The sequence below is a fragment of the Micromonospora sp. S-DT3-3-22 genome, from assembly GCF_015354745.1.
Classification (GTDB): Bacteria; Actinomycetota; Actinomycetes; order Mycobacteriales; family Micromonosporaceae; genus Micromonospora; species Micromonospora wenchangensis.
The window spans coordinates 1-21,571 of the sequence record NZ_JACGMO010000080.1 but is presented as its reverse complement, the minus strand read 5'-3'; the positions used below and the strand labels follow the sequence as shown (position 1 = coordinate 21,571).

Below are 21,571 nucleotides of genomic sequence, written 5' to 3'. Positions count from 1 at the left end.
CGTCGAGTTGTTCAGGCAGCGTCGGCGTTCGGGGTGAACCTGACGTCCAGCCGCATGTCGAGGGCACGGGCCAGCCGTTCCAGGACAGGCAGCGTGGGGACCGTCCCACCAGCCTCGAATCGCGCCACGGCGGACTGCGTCATCCCGGCGGCTCGGGCCAACTGGCTCTGGCTCCAACCACCGGCCTCCCGCAGATGCCGCACCTCCTGACCCAGTTCGAAGGCGATCCGGGTCGCCTCGTACGTCTCGGCGACGCCAGGCTCGGCCATCCGGCGGTCACGCAGATCGTTCCAGTCGACGCGGTCACTCACCGCTCTGCCCCCTCGTTCACGATATGTCGCTCGGCTATGCACCGCTCAAGCGCCCGTCGAGCCCGCCGGATCTCCCGGTCCTCCCGCATCCGCGACTTCCGGAACACCGTGAGCAGGATGATCCTGCGTCCGGAGGTGATCCGGTAGGTCACCCGCACCGTGCCGTGCTCCAGGTAGAAGCGCAACTCCCTGAATTTGCCGTCAAGCTGCCTGGTGTGGGGTTCGCTGAGAAGAACACCTCGACCGGCAAGGAGGTCGATATAAAAACGCCGCCCGGGCAAAGTCTGCGCTTGGCAGTTCCTCCAACCATTCTCGAACTTCTGGTTCCAGCTCCACGCCACCCCAGGCCATAGCATTGATGCTATAGATCGGAGCGGTGGTCCTCCGTCAGCGACACCCGAATCCTGCCTCTGTGTGCTGCGGCAGGGTCGCCATCGCGTCTCCAGGAATCCGCTTCGTCAGGTGCCGGATCATTCGGTAGTCACGCACGCGGGGAAGTCTCGGCCGCCCTGCTCCCCTCGATGCCCAGCTCCTCGATGCGCTGCCACAGCGGCATCAGCGCCGCCTCCGGGTCCCGGCTGAACACGCTCCCCCGGATCCGTACGAAGACGCAGTTGCCGACCCGTTCCAGCACCGCCTGCCGGCGCATGTCGCTCTCCCACTGCTCCGGCCCGTGGTAGGCGTCCCCGTCGCACTCGATCGCCAGCCGCCGCCCGTCCGGCGCGGGCAGCACGAAGTCGATCCGGTACGAGCCGACCCGGAACTGCGGCAGCGGCCGGAACCCCCGGCGCAGCATCCGCCGCAGCACCTCGCGTTCGAAGTCGCTGTCGCAGCGCCGCTCCAGGTCGTCGTACGCCTCCTCGGCGGTGGTGACGTTCTGGCAGTAGCGCAGCAGCAGCCCCCGGGCGTCGTCGGGGCGCAGGTCGTCGGGTTGCACCGAGTGGAACACCCAGAGCTGGTCGCGGGCCCGGGAGGCGGCGACGTTGACCCGGCGGTGGTGGTCGCGCTTGGTGAAGGCGGCGACCGGTCCCTGGTGCGGTGAGACGACCGTCGACACCAGCACCACGTCGCGTTCGTCGCCCTGGAAGGTGTAGGAGTCGCCGACGCGCAGCCGGCGGCGCTCCATCTCCTCCTCGCCGATCTCCTCGCGCAGCCGGGCCAGCAGGTAGAGGGCCTGCCCGCTGGTGCTGAGCAGGCTGACCACGCCGACGCTGCGGCCCGCGTACGCCGGGTCGGCGACGATCGCGACGACCCGGGTGACGAGGGCTTCGGCCTCGGCGACGTTGACGTTGCCGTACGTGGGCAGGTCCTGACGGATGCCTTCGGGCACGTGCACGGCGACGACCGGGTCGCCGATGCCGGCGGGCCGGTCGGTGCGCAGCGGTTCGATCTCGCCGCCGTAGTAGGTGTCGCTGGAGAAGCCGATGATCGCCGGGACGGACCGGAAGTGCTCGGTGAGCAGGATGCGTTCGGGCGAGCGGCGGACCGCGTGGTCGTAGAGGCTGCTCTCCGGGTCGAAGTGCTCGGCCGACGGCACGTCGACCAGGTGTGAGTTGATCAGGCCGGTGACGCTGCCGACGAAGGAGAGCTGCGGGCCGATCTGCTGGTCGTCGCCGACCACGACGGCCCGTTGCGCCAGGGTGAGGACGGGCAGGGCGAACAGGTCCGCCTGCGACGCCTCGTCGACGATGACCACGTCGAACCGCGCCCCACCGGCGAACTGTTCGATGGCCCGGTCGACGGACATCACCCAGACCGGTACGGCGTCCACGGCGGCGGTCATCGCCTTCTGTGCGTGGGCCTGCCACTGGGCGGCGTTCTTCCCCGTCCCCTTGCCGATCTTGCGCAGGGCGGTGGTCCAGTCGGCGAGGGCGGCCCGCCGCCGGTCGTCCAGCGCCAGCGACACCTCCAGCCAGGCGGACGCGACCACGATTTCCCGGGTGAGCTGGCGGATGCGTTCCCGGGTGCGGTCGACGCGCCGGCCCAGCGCCACCGGGTCGACGCTGCCGACGACCTGGTCGAACCAGGTCTGCGCGCGCCGCCACCGCCACCGGTCGAGGCAGTCCGCGCCGGTGCCGTGCAGGGCGGCGGCGCTGCCGTCCTCGAGCTGGGCGGTCCAGTCCGGGGCTACGGGCCGCAGCCGCCCGGTGAGCTGGGCGAAGCGTTGTGCCTCGGGGCGCAGGGCGGCGAGCCGGCGCACCTCGTCGAGCAGGGCGTCCCAGCCGTCGAGGTCACCCTGGTAGCTGTGGTCGAGCAGCCGCCACAGGTCGCTGGCGTCCACGCCGGACATGCCGCGTTGGAGCAGCGCGTCGAGCCGGTGCTCCTCGGCCACCAGCTCGTCGTGGACGAACACCGCCGTGGCCCGGCCGAGCAGGGTGATCAGCGCGGTCAGCCGGCGTACGTCGACGGTGTGTTCGGCGCGCGGCAGCACCCGGCGGACGGTGCGCAGCAGCGTCGGCCAGCGCCGCCGGTCCCAGTCCAGTGCGGTGGCGGCGGCGGTGAGCAGCCGACCCGTCCAGTATTCCGGTTCGTCGCCGACCTCGGCGGGCAGGCCGAGCGGCGCGCGCCACTCCGCCCACCGGGTGGCCAGGGCCTGCCGCAGCCGACGCCGGGTGACGTACGCGACGACGATGTCGACGTCGTCGGCGCTGCGCAGCACCTCGCCGTCGATCCGGCAGTCGGTGGCGATCCGGGCCAGGGTGCCCTGGAAGAGCTTGTTGACGCCCTTGCCGGCGGCGAAGCGTTGCCGCAGCTCGTCGAGCAGGGCCAGCAGCCGGCGCGGCTCGGTCAGGTGCAGCTCGGCGACGGCGACCTCGTGCCCGGCGATGACCCGGGCGGCGGCGGCCAGGTCGGCGAGCGCCTGTTGGCTGGCGGCGACGTGGTCCTCCCACCGGATCCGCCAGTTCGCGTCGGCCTGCAACAGCGCGCCGAGCCGGTCGGTCCACGCGCCCTCCCGCTCGGTGAGCAGGGTCAGTGCCTCCCGCAGCTGCCCGCCGAGTTCCTCCAGGGCGGGCTGCCCGACGGCGCGTACCTCGGCGATCAGCACCCCGGCGTCGGCGAGCCGGTCCAGTTCGTGCCGGGTCGCGGCCAGCTCCCGGCGGTCGTCCCGGATCGCCTCGGCGGTCGGCAGGTCGGCCGCCGTCGGCAACTCCCGCAACGCCTGCGCCCGGTCGGGTCGCCGGGTACGCCGGGCGATGTCGAGCAGGTCGCTGAACTCCTCCCCGGTCAGCGGGGTGTCCAGGTCGGCGGCCAGCGGGTCGGGGATGTCGCCGTACCGGTCGGCCCGTTCGCGCAGCCACCCGCCCACGTCGCCGGGGGACAGCCGGACGCCGTCGATCTCGTACCGGGCGGATTCGTGTTCGGCGAGCGCGCGCAGGCCGGCCAGGGCGAGCCCGAGGTCCCGCTCGGCCTCCTCCAGTTGCCGGCGCAGCCGGTCCACCCGCTGCTGTTCGGCGCGACGGTCCAGGGTGGCGCCCCGGTCGGAGAGTTCCCGGGCCGCGAGCTGGAGCTGCACGAGCTGGTCGGTGGAGCGGCCGAGCACCGCCAGGCAGAGCGGCTGGATCTCCGCCGGCAGGCCGTCGCGCAGCACCCGCAGCGGGTCCTCCTTCTGGGCGACGACGAGCACCCGTTTGCCGTGCGCCATCAGGTGGCAGATCAGGTTACGGATGGTGTGCGTCTTGCCGGTGCCGGGTGGCCCCTGCACGGCGACGTTGCGGTGCTGGGCGAGCCGGCGGGCGATCGACTCCTGCGCCTCGTTGGTGGGCAGCGGCATGAGCAGCCGCTCCCCCAGCGGGTGCCACCGCTGCGGCTCGTCCTGCGGCATCTCCAGCCGGCTCGGCTCGTGGGCGAGGATGGCGGCGAGCGCGCCGATGCCGGTGGTGTCGCCGGCCAGCAGCCGGGCCCGCAGTTCCTCCAGGAAACGGCGCAGCATCCGCTGCCGGGGCCGGACGAACAGCACCCCGGTGTCGTGCACGTACCCGCCGGTGGGGGCGGGGGCGTCGGCGTCGCGCAGCACCGGGTCGTGACCGAGGCGGCGCAGTGCCCGTTCGAAGAACTCCCGCCTGTCGAATTCCGCCCAGACGTCGAGGTCGAGCTGCCCGCCGGACCCGGCCAGGGCCAGCAGTTGCCGCAGGTACCGTTCGTCGAGGCCGGTCAGCGGGTCGGTCTGCAACCGGGCCGGCCCCTGCGGCACCACCCGCACGACCGACCGGTCCGGGTCGTACTCGACGGCGACCGGGGTCACCACCAGCGGATACCGCACCCGGTGACCGGCGACCCCGGTGTGGATGACGCCGTGACCCCAGACGAGTTCGTGGCTGGCGGCGGTCATGTCGATCCGGTGCATCAGGTCGAACAGGGCGCGGTGCAGCTGGCGTACCCGGTCGGTGCGGGCGGCCTGCTCGGCCCAGGGCCGCCAGTCCTGCTCCCGCCACTGCTCGAAGCGGGGCCGCAGCCGCGCGACGGTCTCGTCGTCGCCGGTCAGCCTCGGCTCGGCCGGGTAGGGCGGGGTGTCGGCGAGGTGCGCGACGAACTCGACGGGGGTCTTCAGCCGCCGGGGTGCCGCCGGCAGGCCGACCTGGAGCCAGCTCACCCCGTCGGCCGAGACGCCCACCTGGCAGTCAGGGTGGTCGGGCAGGTCGTGCTGCCAGAACACGTCCGTCGTGGGCACCGCGCGGGCCGGCTTCTCCAGCTGGGCGCGCACGGCCATCAGGTAGTCGACCAGCGCGGTGGTGCGCTCCAGGATCAGCGCGGGCGATTCGATGTCGGACGTGGCGCGGGAGAGCATGCGGCACCTTTGCTGGCTGTGGCGGTCCCCGGCACCCTACCGGCGAATTCCTCCCGGACGGGACCTCCGGTCGGCATTCTTCACCTCCGGCGGCGGTCAGCCGGGTTCGGCGCTCGCCCGCGCCAGGTTCTCCGGCAGGTCGTCGGCGTGGTAGACCCGTTCGGACGGCTCGATGCCGGCGAGGAACATCGCGTACACCGCCGCCATCCGCAGCCACGCCACCGGCCGCAGCAGCGCCACCGCCCGTTCCGGCCGGCAGCCCGGCACGTCGGCCCGCCAGCGTGCGCACCAGTCGGCGACGAGGGCGGCGGCCGGCCCGGCGGGCACCTGCTCGGTCAGCCGGAGGATGTCGAAGGCCGGGTGGCCGACGAACGCGTCCCCCCAGTCGATGACGGTGTGTCGCCGCCCGTCGGCGCGGACGTTGCCGGGGTGCAGGTCGCCGTGCACGAGGGTGTCGGGCAGCCCGCACCGGGCCACCTCGTCGAGCCGCGTCCCGACGTCGGCGAGCTGCCGGTGCGCCGGGTGCGGGGCGAGCGTCGCGCGCAGCCACCGGGCCAGGGCAGGGCCGCGCAGGTCCGGCACTCCGGCGGCGACGAGCCGGTCGACGGCGGGCAGCGCGCGGATCTGGAGGGCGTGGTGCCGGGCGGCGATGGTGGCGCGTTCGGCGGGGTCGGCGCCGTAGCGGTCCTCCCCCGGCACGTGGTCGAGCAGCATCCGCCCCTCGTCGTCGGCGGCGAGCAGCCTCGGGGTGGCCGGGTCGTCGGCCAGCAGCCGCAGCACCGCCGCCTCGTGCCGGAAGAACGCCGGCACCTGTTTGAGCCAGGCGGTGCCGTGCGGCCCGTCGAGCCGCCAGACCGCCGACAGGTTCCAGGTGCGCTCCTGGGTCCACGCGTTCGTCGGCCGGCCCAGCCGGTCGAGCTGCGCGGCGGCCCAGGCCAGGCTCGCCGCCGGCCCGCCCGGCTGCGCGTAGGGCGCGCGCAGCGGGTGCGCCGCCGGCTGCACCGCCTCCGCCGGCAGCAGCGGTACGCGGACCGGGCCGGCCACCTCGGCCAGGTAGCTGACGTGTCCCCCGGGTGGCCGGCCGCGCCGTCCGGCGAGCAGCCGCAGCACCGTCACCTCGACGCCGTACGCGGCACGGGCCCCGGCGACGACCGCCGCCGCGTCCTGCCACCAGGGCACCGGCACGTCGAAGTCGGGCAGCGCCCCGAGCGTCCGGCCGACGGCGTCGACCAGGACGAGGCGGACGGTGCGGACCATGGCCGGACGGTAACGAGCCGCCCGGCCGGCGCGCGAGCCGAATACCGGCGGTCAGCTTCCCGGCACGGTGGCGAGGATCGCGTCGAGACCCCGGGCGAAGAGGTCGTCGTCGCTCCACCGGCCGTCGTCGAGGTGACCGGAGGCGGTGAGGGTGGGGTAGGCGGCGGCGTTGGCCTCAAGGTGCCGGCGGGCTTCGGCGCGGGCCCCGGGATCGTCGGTCTGCCGCCAGGTGGCTTCGGTGAGCGCCGCGCCGATCACGTAGTTGGCCACCAGCCGGGTGACCACGGCCAGGTGCCGGCCGGTGAGCCCGGCGCGGACCAGCGCGGCCTGGAGGAACTCCGTCCGGGCGAGGACGTGCGGGCCGAGCATGGGTCGGCCGATCAGGCCGGGCGCCCAGGGATGGCGGAGCATGGCCGCCCGCCACCCGGAGGTCAGTGTGCGGACGTCGGCGCGCCAGTCGGGGCCGGCGGCCGGCAGCGGCACCTCGCCGAAGATGTGGTCGACCGCCAGGTCGAGGACGTCGTCCCGGGTCGCGACGTGCCAGTAGAGGGCGGTGGGGGTGACCGCGAGGAGTTCGGCCAGCCGGCGCATGGTGAGCCCGTCGACGCCGGTGCGGTCGAGCAGGTCCACGGCCGCCGTCACGATCCGTTCCCGGGTCAGCGGGGTGGCCCGGCGGTTGCGGGCCGGCTCCGTGCGGAGCCAGATCGGGGCGGGCCGGCCGTCCGGTCGCCCGTCCGGTCGGCCACTGAATTCGGTCGCGTCCACCCGCAGCAGCCTAGTACCGTGCACAGTTAATTTAACGCTGTTAGATTAAGGGCCGCCGGCCGCGTCCCCGGTGGACGGTGGGTACTCGCGGAAGGGCGGTGGCGACCGTGCCGCTGATGCGGATACAACTGGACAGCGACCGGTACACCGCGCGCCGGGTGGTGGAACTGCACCGGGCCGGGAAGGTCCACCGCGAATCCCGGGACGCCGCCCGCGCCGAGGTGTGGCGGCGCGGGCGCACCCCCGCCGCGGAACCCGTCTTCATCGGCACCACCAACGGCGAGCCCGTCCGGCTCATCTACGACGTCGAGGTCCACCGGGACGTCGTCGGGTAGGCCCCCGCCGGACAGTCAGCGGACCGGGTCGTGGGTGCCCTGCGGTACGCCCGGCCGGCAGCGGCGCAACCGGTCCGCCGCCATCCGGCCACCGACGGCCAGGCCGTGCCGCTCGACGGCGGCCAGGCCGTACGCGCTGCACGTCGGGGTGTAACGGCACCGGCCCGGCCAGCGGTGCGACAACCACCGCCGGTAACCGAGGATCGCCGCCCGGCCCGCCCGGTCCACCACCGGTGCCCGGCTCACCCGGGCGGTGCCCGCGCCGAGGGTGAGCAGCAGGGAGAACAGGCCGAAGTCACAGCAGGGCAGGCCGTCGCAGCCGTCGCAGTCGGCGTCGCACCAGTCGCGCTTCTTCTTGCGCTGCTTACGCTTGAGATGGATCACGCCGTACATGATGCGACGCCCCCGCCAGCCCCGCTGTCCAGGGCTTCCCTGCCGGTGGTGGGACGAAGTGGCGGCATCAACCAGGGCCGGACACCACTACTTCGCCCCAACCGCGAGAAACACCCCAGGGGTCAGCGGTGGACGGTGCGGCGCACGCCGTCGTGGCCGGCGCAGGGCTTCGGCCGGCCCCCGGTCAGGCTGACTGCGCTGTCGCGGCACAGCACCAGGTAGCCGCGCCCCGCCCAGAACTGCGGCACGCAGTCGAACCAGTCGCAGACCCGGTGGTCGGGTTTCCGGACGGGTTCGCCGCCGCAGTAGTCGTACCCCATCGGGTTGGCCGGGGCCCCGCAGCGCCGCTCCCGCACCACCGACGGCGACGGGGACGGGCCGTTCGGTTTCGGCACCGGCCTGCCGGTGCGCGAGGAGGCCGGGGCGGGGGTGGCCGCCGCCGCCACCTCCGGCGTCACCGGCGGATCCGACTCGACGAGCACCGCCGGCACCACCAGGGTCAGCGCGGCGGCCACCGCGACGGTCCGCCGACCACCGGGAAGGCGGGCACTGAGCCGGGCCTGGGCGGGGGTGGCGATCGCCGGCCGGAACGGCGCGCTCTCGGCATGGGTGGCGATCAGCTCGTCGAGCTGGGCGAGGACGGCGGGCCGCTGCTCGATGGCGTCGGCGAAGGCCAGGGTCAGCACGAACCGGAACTCGGCCGCCGCGCCCGGCGGCAGCAGCACGCCGGAGGTCTGCCGCCGGTCCAGGACCTGGATCAGGGTGACCGGGGCCGCCGGGTCGTGCAGCAGCCCGGTCATCCTCCCGTACGCCCAGTCGCGCCGCCGGCCACGCCCGCCGACCAGGACCAGCCGACGGTTGGTGACCACCGCGATCCCGGCGTCGGTGGCCCGGACCCCGTCGGGTAGCCGGTGGCGCAGCGGCCCCGGCTCCGCCTCGACGACCAGGTCGGGGGCGGGCAGCACGGCGGTGTGCCGGACCTCGACCAGTTGCGCGCCGGGCATCGTCCAGAGGACCGCCTCGCCGGGGCTCAACGCCAACGGTAGGCCGGCCCCGGCCGCCGCGGTGCCCCGCAGGCCGACAGCGAGGGCACGCAGCCGACGCAGTTCGTCGTCGCGGCGTCGCCAGGCCCGCTCGACGGTGCGGTAGGCCCGCCGCCGTCGCTCGTTCTGCTGCCGTGCCCAGGTGTAGCGCCAGGTGGAACCCGTCGAATCAGTCATCGCCACGCCGATCCCTCCGCCGTGCGAGCCACCAACCGGGGTGTTCACCCGGCTCAACGGCGGCGACGAGACCGACGGACCCGGCAACCGGGATTTACCACCCGATCGGGGGATGGATTTCACCCGACGGCCGCACCTGGCACGCCGGCTCATCTTCGGGTCCGACGCCGTGCGGGGTGGTGCCGGCGTGGGTAACGTCAGCCGCAGCCGGGCCGCGACGCCCGCGCCGCCGACGCGAAGGGGTGCCCGTGACCGGTCCGGACCAGCGCCGCCGCGTGGTGCTCGGCGTCGACATCGGCACCACCAGCACCAAGACCGTCGGGTACGACACCGACGGCCACCAACTCGCCAGCCACTCCGTCGGCTACCCGCTCGACGAGCCGCACCCCGGCTACGCCGAGCAGGACCCCCGGCTCATCTTCGACGCGGTGGTGGAGACCATCCGCACCGTCGTCACCGAACTGGGCGACGGCATCGCCGGCCTGTCGTTCAGCACCGCGATGCACAGCCTGATCGGCCTCGACCCGGACGGCGAGCCGCTCACCCCGTCGGTGACCTGGGCCGACTCCCGGGCCAGCAGCCAGGCCGAACGGCTGCGCGCCGCCCCGTGGGGGCTGGCTCTGCACCGACGCACCGGCACCCCCGTGCACCCGATGGCCCCCCTGCCGAAACTCCTCTGGTACGCCGAGCAGGAACCGGCGCTGCACGAGCGGGTCGCCCACTGGGTCGGCATCAAGGACTACGTGCTGCTGCGGCTGACCGACACGTTGGTCACCGACCACTCGGTCGCCTCGGCCACCGGCCTGATGGACATCCACCGGCTCGCCTGGGACGCCCAGGCGCTGCGCGTCGCCGGGATCACCGGGGAGCAGCTTCCCCGGCTCGTCCCCACCACCACCGTGCTGCCGGGGCTGACCGCCCGCGCCGCCATCGCCACCGGCCTGCCCGCCGACACCCCCGTCGTGGTCGGCGCGGGCGACGGCCCCCTGGCCAACCTGGGCCTCGGCGCGGTACGCCCCGGCGTCGTCGCCTGCTCGATCGGCACGTCCGGGGCGATGCGGGTGGCCGTCGAACGTCCCGCCGTCGACCCGCTCGGCGGGGTGTTCTGCTATGCGCTCACCGAGGACCGCTGGGTCGTCGGCGGGGCGATCAACAACGGCGGGATCGTGCTCCAGTGGGCCGGCGACGCCCTCGCCCCCGAGTTCGGCGAGCACGGCGAGGAGGAGCTACTCGCGCTGGCCGCCACCGCCCCGGTCGGCTCCGGCGGGCTGATCATGCTGCCGTACCTGCTCAGCGAGCGTGCCCCACACTGGAGCGCGCTGCCGCGCGGGGCGTACGTCGGGCTGACCCACGGGCACCGCCGCGAGCATCTCGTCCGGGCCGCGTTGGAGGGGGTCTGCCAGCAGCTCGCCCTGGTCCTGGCGTCGGTCCGGGCGGCCGGCAACGAGGTCCGCGAGGTGCGGGCCAGCGGCGGCTTCGCCCGCAGCCCGCTGTGGCGGCAGATGCTCGCCGACGCGCTCGGTATGCCGGTACGGTTCCCCGCCGGCCACGAGGGCTCCAGCTTCGGCGCGGCGCTGCTCGGCATGCAGGCGCTCGGCCTGATCGACTCCATCGACGTCGCCGCCGACCTGGTCCGCATCGACGAGACGGTACGCCCCGAACCGGCCTCCGCCGCCACCTACGCCGCTCTGCTCCCCCTGCACTCCGAGCTGTACGACGCGCTGGTGCCCACCTTCGCGTCGCTGCGTCGGCTGGCCCCCGGCCTGCCGGCGGAGCCACCACCCACCCCCGCACCCATGTGACCGCCCGCCCCACGTCGGGTCGGACCCCGTCCGAAGGTCGTGATCGCCGTGCTCACCCTCCTCGCCGCACCGACGGAACCGGCCACCAACGCCGGTGACACCCAACTCGTCGTGGCCGCCCTGCTGGGCATCGCCGCGGTCGTGCTGCTCATCGCCTGGGGCAAGGTGCACCCCTTCCTGGCGCTGATCCTCGGCGCGGCGGTGCTCGGCGTGGTCGCCGCCATGGCCCCCGACACGGTGATCGAATCGTTCAGCGCCGGGGTCGGCTCCACCGTCGGCGGGGTGGGTCTCCTGATCGCCCTCGGCGCGATGATCGGCGGTCTGCTCGCCGAGTCCGGCGGGGCGGACGGCATCGTCAACCGGGTCGTCGGGCGGGTCTCCGGCACCGCCCTGCCCTGGGCCATGGCCGGGGTCGCCGCGCTGATCGGCCTGCCGCTGTTCTTCGAGGTCGGCGTGGTGCTGCTGGTGCCGATCGTGCTGCTGGTCTCGCTGCGCACCGACGTACCGTTGATGAAGATCGGCATTCCGGCGCTGGCCGGCCTGTCGGTGCTGCACGGCCTCGTCCCGCCGCACCCCGGCCCGCTGGTGGCGATCTCCTCGCTCGACGCCGACCTGGGGCTCACCCTCGGGCTGGGCCTGATCATCGCGATCCCCACCGTGATCGTCGCCGGGCCGGTGTTCGGCAACTTCATCGCCCGGTACGTGCCGGCCACCGCCCCGGCCGCGCTGCTGCCCACCCGGCAACCGACCACCACCGGCGGTGGCCGGCGCGGACCCGGCAGCCCCGACACCTCCGCCGCCGGCCGCGACCGGGGGCCGGACGGCCGGGACGCCGGGCGGGGACCGGCCGGCGACGACGACCTGCTCAGCGACGACGACCTGGTCAACCCCGGTACCGGCCGACCGGGCGCCCCGGTCGACGACAGCGGCACCGAGACCGCCCGGCGTACCCCCGGGTTCTGGCCGGCGGTGCTCACGGTGCTGCTGCCGGTGGTGCTGATGCTGCTGCGCGCGGTCGGCGAGCTGACCCTGGCCGAGGGCACCGTCGCCCGGCAGGCCCTCGACATCGCCGGCGCGCCGATCGTGGCGCTGCTGGCCGGGGTGATCGTCGCCATGTTCACCCTCGGCTACCAGGCCGGGTTCAGCCGTGGCCAGGTCTCCTCGGTGCTCGGTGGCTCGCTGCCGCCGATCGCCGGCATCCTGCTCATCGTCGCCGCCGGTGGCGGCTTCAAGCAGGTGCTGGTGGACGCCGGGGTGGGTGACCTCGTCGCCGACGCGGCCAAGGACGCCAACCTCTCCCCGCTGCTGCTGGGCTGGCTGGTCGCCGTCGGTATCCGGGTCGCCACCGGCTCGGCGACGGTCGCCACGATCACCGCCGCCGGCATCGTCGCCCCGCTGGCGGCCACCCTGGACCGTCCGGAGGTGGCGCTGCTGGCACTGGCCGTCGGCTGCGGGTCGCTGTTCTTCTCGCACGTCAACGATGCCGGTTTCTGGCTGGTCAAGGAGTACTTCGGACTGACCGTGGGACAGACGATCAAGAGCTGGTCGGTGCTGGAGACGATCATCTCGGTGGTCGGCTTCGCCGGCGTACTCCTCCTCGACCTGCTCCTGTGACGCCCCGGGCCGCTTCGGCCGGTCCGGCGTGATCAACTCAATGTCGCCGTACCAGCGGTATCGGAACGCGCGGACACCGCAGTTGTGGCGATGTTGCGAGCCTGACCCGCCGGGCCGGCGGCCGGGCAGGGGGTCAGGCGCCGGGGATGTTGCGGGGCGGGTCCTCGCCGATCAGGCCCGCCGCCGGCTTGTCCGCCGACACGGGCAGGCCGAAGTCCGCGTACGTCAGGTCGAGCGCCGAGACCTTGCCCGGCTCGCCGGACAGCTCGATCCGGTAGTGGACCAGCCGACCCTGCGCGTCCACGGTGGCGGTGAACGGCACCGCGGCGGCCCGTTCCCCGAGCACCCCGCCCACCCCGTCGCCGAGCACCTCGGTGCTGCGCCGCAGGTCCAGGGTCCCGGCATAGGCCCGCTCGCCGGTCGCGCGCACCTCGGTGGCCGCGCCGAGCGTGCTGGCCAACCGGGTGTTGTCCAGCCCGGTCCGCTTCGCGGCAGCCGCCTCGGCCGTGCCCAGGTGCCACCAGGTGCGCCCGTCCCAGACCGGCACCCGCCGGTCCGGGGCGGTCACCTTCACGTAGACGTCGGTGCCGGTGGCGAGCCGCTCGATGACCACCTTGCCGTTCGCCACGGCCAGCGTCGTCGTCTCCAGCCCGCGCCGGCCCTTCGGGTCCCAGAGCAGGGTGGTGACGTCCCCACCCGTGCCGCCGTCACCGAGATTCAGCCGGTAGGACTGCTGGTCGACCCGCTGCGCGGCGGCGGCCAGCACGGCGCCCGGCTCGGTCGGTGCCGGGCCGGCGGTGGACGGGCCGGCGGCCGGTGTCGATCCCGCACCGCCGCCGTCGGAGGTGCAACCGGCCGCCGTCACCAGCACGACGAGGGCGGCGGTGGCGGCGGCCAGCTTCGGGTGCTTCACGGCGGTCTCCCCGGGTGGCGCGCCCGCCGGCCGAGCCGATCGACGCTGGTGACAGAGCGGTCGCGCCAGCCTAGCCCGACCGCCCGCGGACGACAGGTCGGGCCCGGTCAGGGGGCCTCGACGGCGGAGATGCGGTAGCGGTGCACCTCCGCGCCACGGATCGCCGCGACCTGCTCCTGTTCCGGGCCGGACCCCCGGAACGCCAGCAGCTCGTCGTCGGACTCCCAGCGTTCGTAGACGTTGATCCGGCCCGGCTCGACCAGGTCCGCGCCGATGGCGAAGTCGACGCAGCCGGGCGCGGAGCGGGCCTGCCGGACCACCTCCACGCAGGAGGCCAGGTAGGCGTCCCGCTCGGCGGGATCGACGTAGAGACTTCCGGCGACGATGAACACGGGCGACCTCCGGTGGGTGAGCGGGACGAACCCCCATCCTCACCCACCGCAGGCGGCACCGTTCAGGCCCGGCTGATCGCGTTGGCGTGGATCGCCTCGGCCAGGTACTCCGTCAGCCCCGGTGCGATCGCCTCGTAGTAGGCGGTGAACCGGGGATCGGCCAGGTACATGTCGGCCAACCCGGTGTGCACCTCGTACGAGCAGTCGTAGAACCATCCGACGATGAGCTGCCGGTGTTCCTCGGCCAGCGCCATCGCCTCCGCCGAGTCGGCAGGCGTCCCGCCGGTCAGCGCCGCCACGATCCGCCCGCCCCACTCCTCCTGCGCCGCCTTGAGGCGCAGCCAGTCCTCCTTCGAGTAGTTCGCCGCCCGCCGGGTCGACACCCGGTACGCCTCGGTGTCGCCCCAGCGTTCCCGCGCCTCCTCGGCGTGCTCCGCCGGGTCGACGTCACCGAAGACCTCGAACCGTTCCTCCGGGGTCAGGTTGAGTTCCATCCGTCTCGCCTCCATCGCGATCTCGATCGCCGCGACCATCTCCTGGAGTTTCCCGATCCGCCCGGTCAGCAGGTCGTGCTGCCGGCGCAGGTGCGCCGCCGGGTCGGCGGCCGGGTCGTCGAGGATCGCCGCGATCTCCTCCAGCGGAAACCCCAGCTCCCGGTAGAAGCGGACGTGCTGCAACCGCTCCAGGTCCGCGTCGTCGTAGCGGCGGTAGCCGGCCGGCGTCCGGCCGCTCGGCGAGAGCAACCCGATCTCGTCGTAGTGGTGCAGCGTCCGGACCGTCACCCGGGCCGCCTTCGCCACCTGACCCACCGTGTACGCCATGGTTTCCTCCCTTCCGGCACCAAGGCTCCGGCCTGCCGTGACGTGAGGGTCAAGCCCGATTCTGCGCCGGGTTCCCCGGCCTGGGCGGCACGACGGCCGGGCCCGCCCGGGCGGGTCGCGGGAGCGGACGTCAGCGGGGGGCGGCGAGGGCGTGCAGGGCGGACAGGCCGCCCGGCCGGCCGTACCGGTAGCCCTGGCCGTGGACGCAGCCGATCGCGGTGACCGCCGCGTGCTGCCCCTCGGTCTCCACCCCCTCGGCCACCACCGCCAGGTCGAACGCCCCGGCCAGCCGGGTGACCATCTCCACCGTGGCGTACGCCCGCGCGTCGGTGTCCAGCCGGGCCACGAACGACCGGTCGATCTTGAGCTCGGTGGCGGGGATGCGGTGCAGGTAGCTCAACGACGAGTAGCCGGTGCCGAAGTCGTCGATGGCGATACGGATGCCCAGCTCACGAAGCTGGGCGAGCCGTTCCAGCACCGCCTCGCTGCCGTCGATCAACGCCGACTCGGTCAGTTCCAGGGTGAGCGCGCGGGGGGCCAGGCCGGCGGAGGCGGTGGCCGCCGTGACGGTGGCGATCAGGTCGGGACGGCGCAGGTGCGCGGCGGCGATGTTGACCGCGACGGTCGCCTCCGGCACCCGGGCCCGCCAGGTCGCGGCGGCCCGGCACGCCTCGTGGATCACCCACCGGTCGATCGGCACGATCAGCCCGGTCTCCTCGGCCAGCGGCAGGAACGCCGCCGGGGCGAGCAGGCCGAGCCGGGGGTGCCGCCACCGCACCAGCGCCTCGGCGCTGCGGACCGCGCCGGTGGCGAGATCGACGATCGGCTGGTACTCCAGGTGCAGTTGCCGCTCGTCGACGGCCCGCCGCAGGTCGGCGATCAGCTCGGCCCGGGTCACCGCCGACTCCCGCAGCGCCGGCGTGCAGGTGCGGTACGCGGACTTCCCGGCGGCCTTCGCCGCGTACATCGCGATGTCGGCGTCGCGCAGCAGGTCGGTGTGGGAGGCGTGCTGCGGGCCGAACTCGGCGATGCCGATGCTCGCCGACGGGTGGACGCCGACGTCCTCCTCGCCCGGGGACGGTTGCAGGGCGGCGAGCAGCCGCTCGGCGAGCCGTTCCGGGACGACCGTCCGGTCCCCGGCGACCAGCACGGCGAACTCGTCCCCGCCGAGCCGGGCGACGGTGCCGTCGTCGCCGACGGCCGCGCGCATCCGCAGCGCGATGCTGGTCAGCAGGGTGTCACCGGTGGCGTGCCCGAACCGGTCGTTGACCTGCTTGAAGCCGTCCAGGTCGAGGAGCAGGACGGCCACCGGCGGCCCCTCGCGCAGCGCCCGGCGGAGCTGCCGGTTGAACATCAGCCGGTTCGGCAGGCCGGTGAGCTGGTCGGCGTAGGCGAGCTGACGCAGCCGGGCCACCAGCCGCAGGTTCTCGTTGGCGGCCAGCCCCTGCCGCAGGGCGAGCACCCCGAGCAGCGCCATCATGCCGCCGAAGACCAGCGGCGGGGTCTGCCCGGTGGGGCGACGGGCCAGCACCACCGCGATGATCGCCCCGCCGACCGGCAGGTACGGCAGCGCCACCCGCCACCAGGACGGCAGCGGGGTCTCGCCGATCTCCTCGGCCCCGTCGCAGGTCGGCGGCGGTGGCCGGGTGGTGGCGACGCCGATCAGCAGGTAGCTCAGCGGCCAGCAGACGTCGATCGGGTGCCCGGGGGTGTAGCTGCCGTGCGCGACCAGCGAGACGTAGACCGCGTCCGCGCCGGCCCGGGTGACCAGGCCCGCCCCGATCAGGGTCAGCGGCGGCCACACCGAGCGGGCCGGGCCGGCCACCGCCACCAGGATGGTCAGCTGCATCAGGTCGATCATCGGGTAGAGCAGGCCGAGGGTACGCAGCGGATCGTCGAGGTCGGCGGCGGCGACGTCGCGGAACACCACCACCCAGCCGATCGGGATCAGGGCCAGCCCGACGATCACCCCGTCCAGCACGGTGCGGGCCCGGCCCACCGCGCTGCGCGGCGCGGTCAGCGCGGCCAGCAGCGCGGCCGTTCCGGTGACGATGCCGGCGGTGAAGACCGCCCCGATCAGCGGGGTGTGCGGCAGCTCGTCGGCGCTCAGCCGGTCCACCGTCCACAGCAGCCGGCCGGCGGCGGCGAGACCCATGGTGAGCGCGAGCAGCGCCCAGAACCGGCGCAGCGGGGCGGGGTGCCGGCGCATCGTGCGGACGCAGGCGTAGCTGGCCCAGCTCGCCACGGCGGTGGCGGTGACGTCACTGACCAGGGCCGCCTTGGGCAGCGCGGCGAGCAGCCAGACCAGTTCCAGCACGACGGCCACCGCGGCGACGACCGCACCCACCCGGGGAAGGGTCAGCGGTCGGGTCGGCGCGCCGGAGACGGCGTCCTGGGGTAGCACGGTGATCGCTCCGGCTCTCTCTCCAACGCGCACCTCGACCGTGCGGACGGGCCACGGACGGCGAACCATCGAAGCCTAGCCAGCCGGGCGGGTCACCGCCACACTCACCGGGTCGGCTATCCGACCACTGAGGACACGACGTCGGGCGCGTCGTAGGTCGGCGGTCCCCCGTGCGTCCACGGTGTCTCCTCGGCCGTGGGGAACGTCCCGGCGGGCAGGAACGCCTCCGACAGGGTGGTCAGGCAGAGCCGCTCCCCCACCTGCGGCACGCTGCCCGGCGGCGCGGTCAGCCCCCGCCCCATCCCGCCCGACAGCTCCAGCACCACCTCGGTCCGGCCGTCCGCCGCCGGGGTCACGAAGACCACCTTCGCCTTCTGGGCGGGCCGCGCCGTCGACCACAGGGTCGCCCCGACCGGCGTCCGCACCGGCTCGGCGGTCACCACCTGGATTCTCGGCCGCAGCACCGGCCGCCTGCCGCTGTCGTCCACCCGCCCCGGGTCGGCCAGGGTCACGTCGGCGACGAACGCCTCCCCGGCCAGCCGGTGCTCGGCCATCACCAGCGGGTCGTCGTAGGCGCGCTGCACGGCGTAGCTGGTCGCGGCGCGTTCCAGCCGGTGCAGCCGGACCGCGGCCGCGACCGCGCCGTCGTGCCGGGGCTGCGGCCCGCCGTCGGCGTCGAGGTGCTCGGCGTAGCCGGTGAAGGCGTCCCGGTCACCGGCCCAGCGGCCCGCCACCCGCGCCCCGGGCGGCAGCCTGTCGAGCAACCCCAGGCCGCGCCACATCAGCTCCCAGGTGGGCGCGAGCTGCCCGCGCAGCAACCGCACCAGCTCCGCGTACGCCCCGTCGCGGGCGGCCGGGTCGTCGTCGGCCGCCGCCCAGGCCGCCATCGCCGGGGCGAGCGCCACGTTGTCGAACTCCGGGTCGGTGGCCGGGCCGGCCGGCGGGCACACCTTCGGGTCCTCGGCCCGCGCGGCGGCCACGACACCCGACGAGCCGGCCGGCGGGTCGATCCAGCCGAGCAGCGCCGGCAGGTGCTGGTCCTCCACCGCGCTCTGCCCGGTCGCCCAGTGCAGGGTCAACGCGTCGGTCATCGCCAGCAGCGCCGACGAGCCGGGCTGCTCGGCCCGTTCGGCGAAGAACGTCAGCCAGCGGCCGAGCAGCGGCACGGCCGGGTGCACCGGGTGTTCGCCGTCCGGCCGACGGAACCGGGTGGAGCGGCCGAGCAGCCGCAGGAAGGTGATCCCGGCCGGGTTCGGCACCCACAACTGCGGGGCGTCGGCGTACCGGTAGCGCACGTCGCGGCCCCGGTCCACGGCCACCGCCTCCGAGATGCCCCGGAAGCCGTCCAGCCAGGGCAGCACGGTCGCGGCCAGCTCGGTGACGAAGCGGAACCGCTGGTCCCGGTTGCGGGGCTGCGGCACGACCAGCAGCCGGGCGTCGTCGGGGTCGGTGCCGACCAGCGCGGCGAGCGGGGCGTGCGCCTCGCCGGCCATCGCCAGCGGCACCAGCACCAGCGGGCGCTGTGCCAGGTGCAGGTGCCGGACGGTGGCGACCGGCTGGGCCACCCCGGCGGCGAGCGCCTGCGCCTTCGCCAGCGCGCGCAGCGTACTCATGCCGGGTGGCCGGCGAGGGCGTCGGCGCGCAGCCGGGCGGCGGCCCGCAGCAGCGCGGCGGCCTCCTCCCGCTCCGGGTCGGCGGCCCGCTCGCCGGTCGCCAGGGCCAGCACCTCGGACACCTCGGCGATGCCGCCGAGGGCCTCCCGCACCGGCCGGCCCAGCGCCCCGGTCTGCCCCCGCGCCTCGTCCCGGCAGAAGTACGCCAGCTCGCAGCCGGCCAGGCAGTCGGGCGCGTACCGGGCCGGCACGGTCCGCAGCGCGGCGGTCAGCGTCACCGGGTCGACGGCCGGGTCGACGGTGAACCCGGCCGGTACGGCGGTGAGCAGGTCGTCCAGCCGGGCCATCCGGTCCAGTTGGCGACGCAGCACCAGCAGTTGCTTGCGGACGTCGATCAGGCTGGCCATCGGCTGGTTGGCGAAGTCCCGCGGGCAGACCAGCACCACGTCGTGCGACACCGCCTCCGGGTCCCGTCCGGCGGCGGCGAGCAGGTCACGCAGCGCCAGCACGTAGACGGCCGACTGGACGGCGGCGGCGGACACCTTCGCCGGGTCGGCCTGCCCGTCGATCACCGGGAACGACTTGATCTCCACCACGTGGAACCGGCCGCCGAGCCGGGCGGCGACCAGGTCCGGTTCCAGGTGCACCCGCTGGCCGGCCACGTCCAGGCCGAGCAGCGGATGGTCGAACAGCGCCGCGTCCGGCCCGGTGGCGGTCAGCGCGGCCCGCGACCGTTCCCGCCGGTCCGGCAGGTCGTCCGCCCCGCCCAGGTCCGTCCAGCTCGCCCGCTGCGGCACCGGTACGCCCAGCCGCTGCGCGACCAGTCGCAGCAGCTCCGCCCCGCCGTCCGCCTTGACCTGCGCCTCGAACGCGTTGCCCCGGGTGATCGCGAACCGGGACTGGCCGAACCGGGCGGGGAAGCCGACCCGCTCGGCGAGCGCCGTCTTGTCCACCCCGGCCCCGTCCAGCACGGCCCGCCGGGCGCAGCCGGGGTTGCCGGTGAGCGCGGCGATCGTCCGGGCGTTGTGTCGTTTCGGGGGCACGTCGCCCCGGATCGCGGCCAGGCGTTGTGCGGTGCTCGTCACGACAGGCCACGATAGCGGCCCGGACCGACCCCGGCCGGCGGCCGGCGACGCGGGCGGGTTCCACGGCCGGCGGACCGGGCGGGTCAGCGGCCGGCGGACCGGTTCCAGGGCGAACGGGGCGAACGGGCACCGGCGGACGGCCGGTGGCGGCGGCGCGCCGGGCGACGGCCGGGGGTGCAGGGCGGGCGGGCGGCGGTGTGCACCGGCGCGGTCGGCGGGCCCGGCGGGCGGCCGATCAGCCAGCAGAGGAAACGGGCCACGGTCAGCCGACCGGGAGGCGGCGGGCCTCGTCGGCGTCGACGGCGGACTCGGCGCCGCAGAACGAGCACTGCCGCACGTACGTCGACCGGACCGGGATCAGCGGGACGAAGAAGAGGGTGAACTTCGTCGACCGACGGCTGATCACCTGCGCGGCCTGGTTGCCGCAGTGCCGGCAGACGGCGGTGACCACCCCCGACCGGGTGACCCTGGTGCGGAGTCCGAAGATGAGGAACATCGCCCGGCAGTACCCAGCCCGACGCCCCGGGAACCCCGGGTGGAGAATTCCGCCGCCGGCTGTCCGGAACCGGGCCCGCCGTTCGTCACCCTGGTGACGACAACGACAACCGAGGAGCTTCGGCCGATGAAGTACCTGATGCTGGTCTGCACCGACACCGCGCCGGACACCGACCCGGAGGCCGTGCCCGACATCGAGGAGTGGGTGGCCGCGTGCAACGGCCGGGGCCAGCGCGTGCTGGGCAGCCGGCTGGCGGACGTGTCGGCGGCCACCACCGTCCGGGTACGCGACAACGAGCTGCTGCTCACCGACGGGCCCTTCGCCGAGACCAGGGAGGTGATCGTGGGCTTCGACCTGCTGGACTGCGCCGACCTCGACGAGGCGGTGGAGGTGGCCCGCCGGCACCCGATGGCCTACGAGGGCCGGCTCGAACTGCGCCCCCTGGTCGACCTCTGAGCGGGACGACGGTCGGGCCGCCGGACCCGCACCACGGGGGCGGGTCCGGCGGGGACCCGGTCGGCGCGGTCGCGGCGGCGGGTGCCGAGGCGTACCCGAGGATCGTGGCCGCGCTGATCCGGGTGACCGGGGACTGGACGCTCGCCGAGGACTGCGCCCAGGAGGCGCTGGCGGCGGCCGTGGAACGCTGGCCCCGCGACGGCGTGCCGGGCAATCCGGGCGGTTGGCTGATGACGGTCGCCCGGAACCGGGCGACGGACGTGCTGCGCCGGGCCACCGTGGAACGCCACAAGCTGCGTGAGCTGGCACTGCTCACCGATCCGCAGCCGGGCGCGGACGATCCGGCGCAGGACGTGGTGGACGACCGGCTGCGGCTCGTCTTCACCTGCTGCCATCCGGCGCTGTCACTGGAGGCCCGGGTGGCGTTGACGCTGCGTACCGTGGCCGGGGTGCCGACCGCCGAGATCGCCCGCGCCTTCCTGGTCGGCGAGTCCACCATGACCCGGCGGATCACCCGGGCCAAGGCCAGGATCGCGGCGGCCGGCGTCCCCTACCGGGTGCCGACCGGGTCCGCGCTGGCCGAGCGGCTGCCGGGCGTCCTGGCCGTGCTCTACCTGCTTTTCACCCGGGGGTACGACGCCGACGGCGAGCCCGCCTTCGCCACCGAGGCCGTCCGGCTGGCCCGGCTGCTCGACGGGCTGATGCCGGCCGAGCCGGAGGTCGCCGCCCTCTGCGCGCTGCTGCTCCTGCAACACTCCCGCCGGGCTGCCCGCCGCGACGCCGACGGTGAGCTGCGCACCCTCGCCGAGCAGGACCGGTCCCGCTGGGACCATGCCGCCATCGCCGAGGCCGGCACGGTCCTGGCCCGCGCCGAACGCCTGGCGGCGTGCCGCCCGGCCCCGCCGTCC

At 74.7% G+C, this 21,571-nt stretch carries 19 protein-coding genes; 5 read left to right on the top strand and 14 right to left on the bottom strand.

Annotated features, from left to right (window positions below):
* Positions 1 to 11 precede the first annotated feature (11 nt).
* From H1A17_RS21900 to H1A17_RS21880, 5 genes are all read right to left on the bottom strand, one after another.
* Complete coding sequence (locus H1A17_RS21900; protein ID WP_145918077.1) at positions 12 to 311, bottom strand: helix-turn-helix transcriptional regulator; 300 nt, start codon at positions 309 to 311, stop codon at positions 12 to 14.
* The gene (locus tag H1A17_RS21895) at positions 308 to 652 is read right to left on the bottom strand and encodes a type II toxin-antitoxin system RelE/ParE family toxin (RefSeq protein ID WP_205789398.1); all 345 of its coding nucleotides are present in this window, start codon (positions 650 to 652) and stop codon (positions 308 to 310) included. Before H1A17_RS21895 ends, H1A17_RS21900 begins: the two co-directional genes overlap by 4 nt.
* Before the next feature lie 140 nt (positions 653 to 792).
* Entirely contained in the window at positions 793 to 5,097 is a 4,305-nt protein-coding gene (locus H1A17_RS21890; RefSeq protein ID WP_194822772.1) for an AAA domain-containing protein, read from the bottom strand.
* A gap of 96 nt (positions 5,098 to 5,193) precedes the next feature.
* Positions 5,194 to 6,354, bottom strand: a complete 1,161-nt coding sequence (locus tag H1A17_RS21885; RefSeq protein WP_194822771.1) for a phosphotransferase family protein — start codon at positions 6,352 to 6,354, stop codon at positions 5,194 to 5,196.
* 51 nt (positions 6,355 to 6,405) lie between these two features.
* The gene (locus H1A17_RS21880; protein ID WP_309236832.1) at positions 6,406 to 7,119 is read right to left on the bottom strand and encodes a TetR/AcrR family transcriptional regulator C-terminal domain-containing protein; all 714 of its coding nucleotides are present in this window, start codon (positions 7,117 to 7,119) and stop codon (positions 6,406 to 6,408) included.
* Positions 7,120 to 7,235: 116 nt separating this feature from the next.
* Between H1A17_RS21880 and H1A17_RS21875 the strand changes: the two genes are divergently transcribed.
* Positions 7,236 to 7,454 (top strand): hypothetical protein, encoded by a 219-nt coding sequence (locus tag H1A17_RS21875; RefSeq protein ID WP_228544006.1) that lies wholly within the window; start codon positions 7,236 to 7,238, stop codon positions 7,452 to 7,454.
* Positions 7,455 to 7,469: 15 nt separating this feature from the next.
* Here the strand turns inward: H1A17_RS21875 and yidD are convergent, their stop codons facing one another.
* Positions 7,470 to 7,847 (bottom strand): membrane protein insertion efficiency factor YidD, encoded by a 378-nt coding sequence (gene yidD / locus H1A17_RS21870; RefSeq protein ID WP_194822770.1) that lies wholly within the window; start codon positions 7,845 to 7,847, stop codon positions 7,470 to 7,472.
* A 122-nt stretch (positions 7,848 to 7,969) separates the two neighbouring features.
* A complete protein-coding gene (locus H1A17_RS21865) occupies positions 7,970 to 9,073 on the bottom strand; it encodes a hypothetical protein (RefSeq protein ID WP_194822769.1) in 1,104 nt (367 codons plus the stop codon).
* A 242-nt stretch (positions 9,074 to 9,315) separates the two neighbouring features.
* Between H1A17_RS21865 and H1A17_RS35630 the strand changes: the two genes are divergently transcribed.
* Together H1A17_RS35630 and H1A17_RS21855 are read left to right on the top strand one after the other, a co-directional pair.
* Positions 9,316 to 10,869: a gluconokinase gene (locus tag H1A17_RS35630; protein ID WP_309236831.1), complete on the top strand. Its 1,554-nt coding sequence runs from the start codon at positions 9,316 to 9,318 to the stop codon at positions 10,867 to 10,869.
* Between the two features lie 48 nt (positions 10,870 to 10,917).
* Positions 10,918 to 12,483, top strand: coding sequence for an SLC13 family permease (locus H1A17_RS21855; RefSeq protein ID WP_194822783.1), 1,566 nt, complete (start codon positions 10,918 to 10,920; stop codon positions 12,481 to 12,483).
* A gap of 133 nt (positions 12,484 to 12,616) precedes the next feature.
* Here the strand turns inward: H1A17_RS21855 and H1A17_RS21850 are convergent, their stop codons facing one another.
* The 7 genes from H1A17_RS21850 to H1A17_RS21820 form a co-directional block, all read right to left on the bottom strand.
* Positions 12,617 to 13,396: a hypothetical protein gene (locus H1A17_RS21850; protein ID WP_145918072.1), complete on the bottom strand. Its 780-nt coding sequence runs from the start codon at positions 13,394 to 13,396 to the stop codon at positions 12,617 to 12,619.
* Between the two features lie 107 nt (positions 13,397 to 13,503).
* Positions 13,504 to 13,788 carry a putative quinol monooxygenase gene (locus H1A17_RS21845; RefSeq protein WP_145918071.1) on the bottom strand — a complete coding sequence of 95 codons (285 nt, stop codon included), beginning with the start codon at positions 13,786 to 13,788 and terminating at the stop codon, positions 13,504 to 13,506.
* A 62-nt stretch (positions 13,789 to 13,850) separates the two neighbouring features.
* A complete protein-coding gene (locus tag H1A17_RS21840) occupies positions 13,851 to 14,609 on the bottom strand; it encodes a MerR family transcriptional regulator (RefSeq protein WP_194822768.1) in 759 nt (252 codons plus the stop codon).
* Between the two features lie 130 nt (positions 14,610 to 14,739).
* Positions 14,740 to 17,013 carry a bifunctional diguanylate cyclase/phosphodiesterase gene (locus H1A17_RS21835; protein WP_240762613.1) on the bottom strand — a complete coding sequence of 758 codons (2,274 nt, stop codon included), beginning with the start codon at positions 17,011 to 17,013 and terminating at the stop codon, positions 14,740 to 14,742.
* A gap of 116 nt (positions 17,014 to 17,129) precedes the next feature.
* Positions 17,130 to 18,626 carry a hypothetical protein gene (locus H1A17_RS21830; RefSeq protein WP_194822766.1) on the bottom strand — a complete coding sequence of 499 codons (1,497 nt, stop codon included), beginning with the start codon at positions 18,624 to 18,626 and terminating at the stop codon, positions 17,130 to 17,132.
* Entirely contained in the window at positions 18,623 to 19,711 is a 1,089-nt protein-coding gene (locus H1A17_RS21825; protein WP_194822765.1) for a hypothetical protein, read from the bottom strand. Before H1A17_RS21825 ends, H1A17_RS21830 begins: the two co-directional genes overlap by 4 nt.
* A gap of 262 nt (positions 19,712 to 19,973) precedes the next feature.
* A complete protein-coding gene (locus H1A17_RS21820) occupies positions 19,974 to 20,207 on the bottom strand; it encodes a zinc-ribbon domain-containing protein (RefSeq protein WP_145918067.1) in 234 nt (77 codons plus the stop codon).
* Positions 20,208 to 20,333: 126 nt separating this feature from the next.
* Here H1A17_RS21820 and H1A17_RS21815 point away from each other — a divergent pair, with 126 nt between their 5' ends.
* Positions 20,334 to 20,663: a YciI family protein gene (locus H1A17_RS21815; RefSeq protein ID WP_194822782.1), complete on the top strand. Its 330-nt coding sequence runs from the start codon at positions 20,334 to 20,336 to the stop codon at positions 20,661 to 20,663.
* On the top strand, positions 20,660 to 21,571 hold a 912-nt coding region (locus H1A17_RS21810; RefSeq protein ID WP_194822781.1), incomplete at its 3' end, for a sigma-70 family RNA polymerase sigma factor. The genes H1A17_RS21815 and H1A17_RS21810, both read left to right, overlap by 4 nt.

What these genes read in the sequence shown, in the direction of transcription:
- H1A17_RS21815 (WP_194822782.1), top strand. Translation starts at nt 20,334, where the DNA reads ATGAAGTACCTGATGCTGGTCTGCACCGACACCGCGCCGGACACCGAC.
- H1A17_RS21890 (WP_194822772.1), bottom strand. Translation starts at nt 5,097, where the DNA reads ATGCTCTCCCGCGCCACGTCCGACATCGAATCGCCCGCGCTGATCCTG.
- yidD (WP_194822770.1), bottom strand. Translation starts at nt 7,847, where the DNA reads ATGTACGGCGTGATCCATCTCAAGCGTAAGCAGCGCAAGAAGAAGCGC.
- H1A17_RS21875 (WP_228544006.1), top strand. Translation starts at nt 7,236, where the DNA reads ATGCGGATACAACTGGACAGCGACCGGTACACCGCGCGCCGGGTGGTG.
- H1A17_RS21885 (WP_194822771.1), bottom strand. Translation starts at nt 6,354, where the DNA reads ATGGTCCGCACCGTCCGCCTCGTCCTGGTCGACGCCGTCGGCCGGACG.
- H1A17_RS21840 (WP_194822768.1), bottom strand. Translation starts at nt 14,609, where the DNA reads ATGGCGTACACGGTGGGTCAGGTGGCGAAGGCGGCCCGGGTGACGGTC.
- H1A17_RS21830 (WP_194822766.1), bottom strand. Translation starts at nt 18,626, where the DNA reads ATGAGTACGCTGCGCGCGCTGGCGAAGGCGCAGGCGCTCGCCGCCGGG.
- H1A17_RS21820 (WP_145918067.1), bottom strand. Translation starts at nt 20,207, where the DNA reads ATGTTCCTCATCTTCGGACTCCGCACCAGGGTCACCCGGTCGGGGGTG.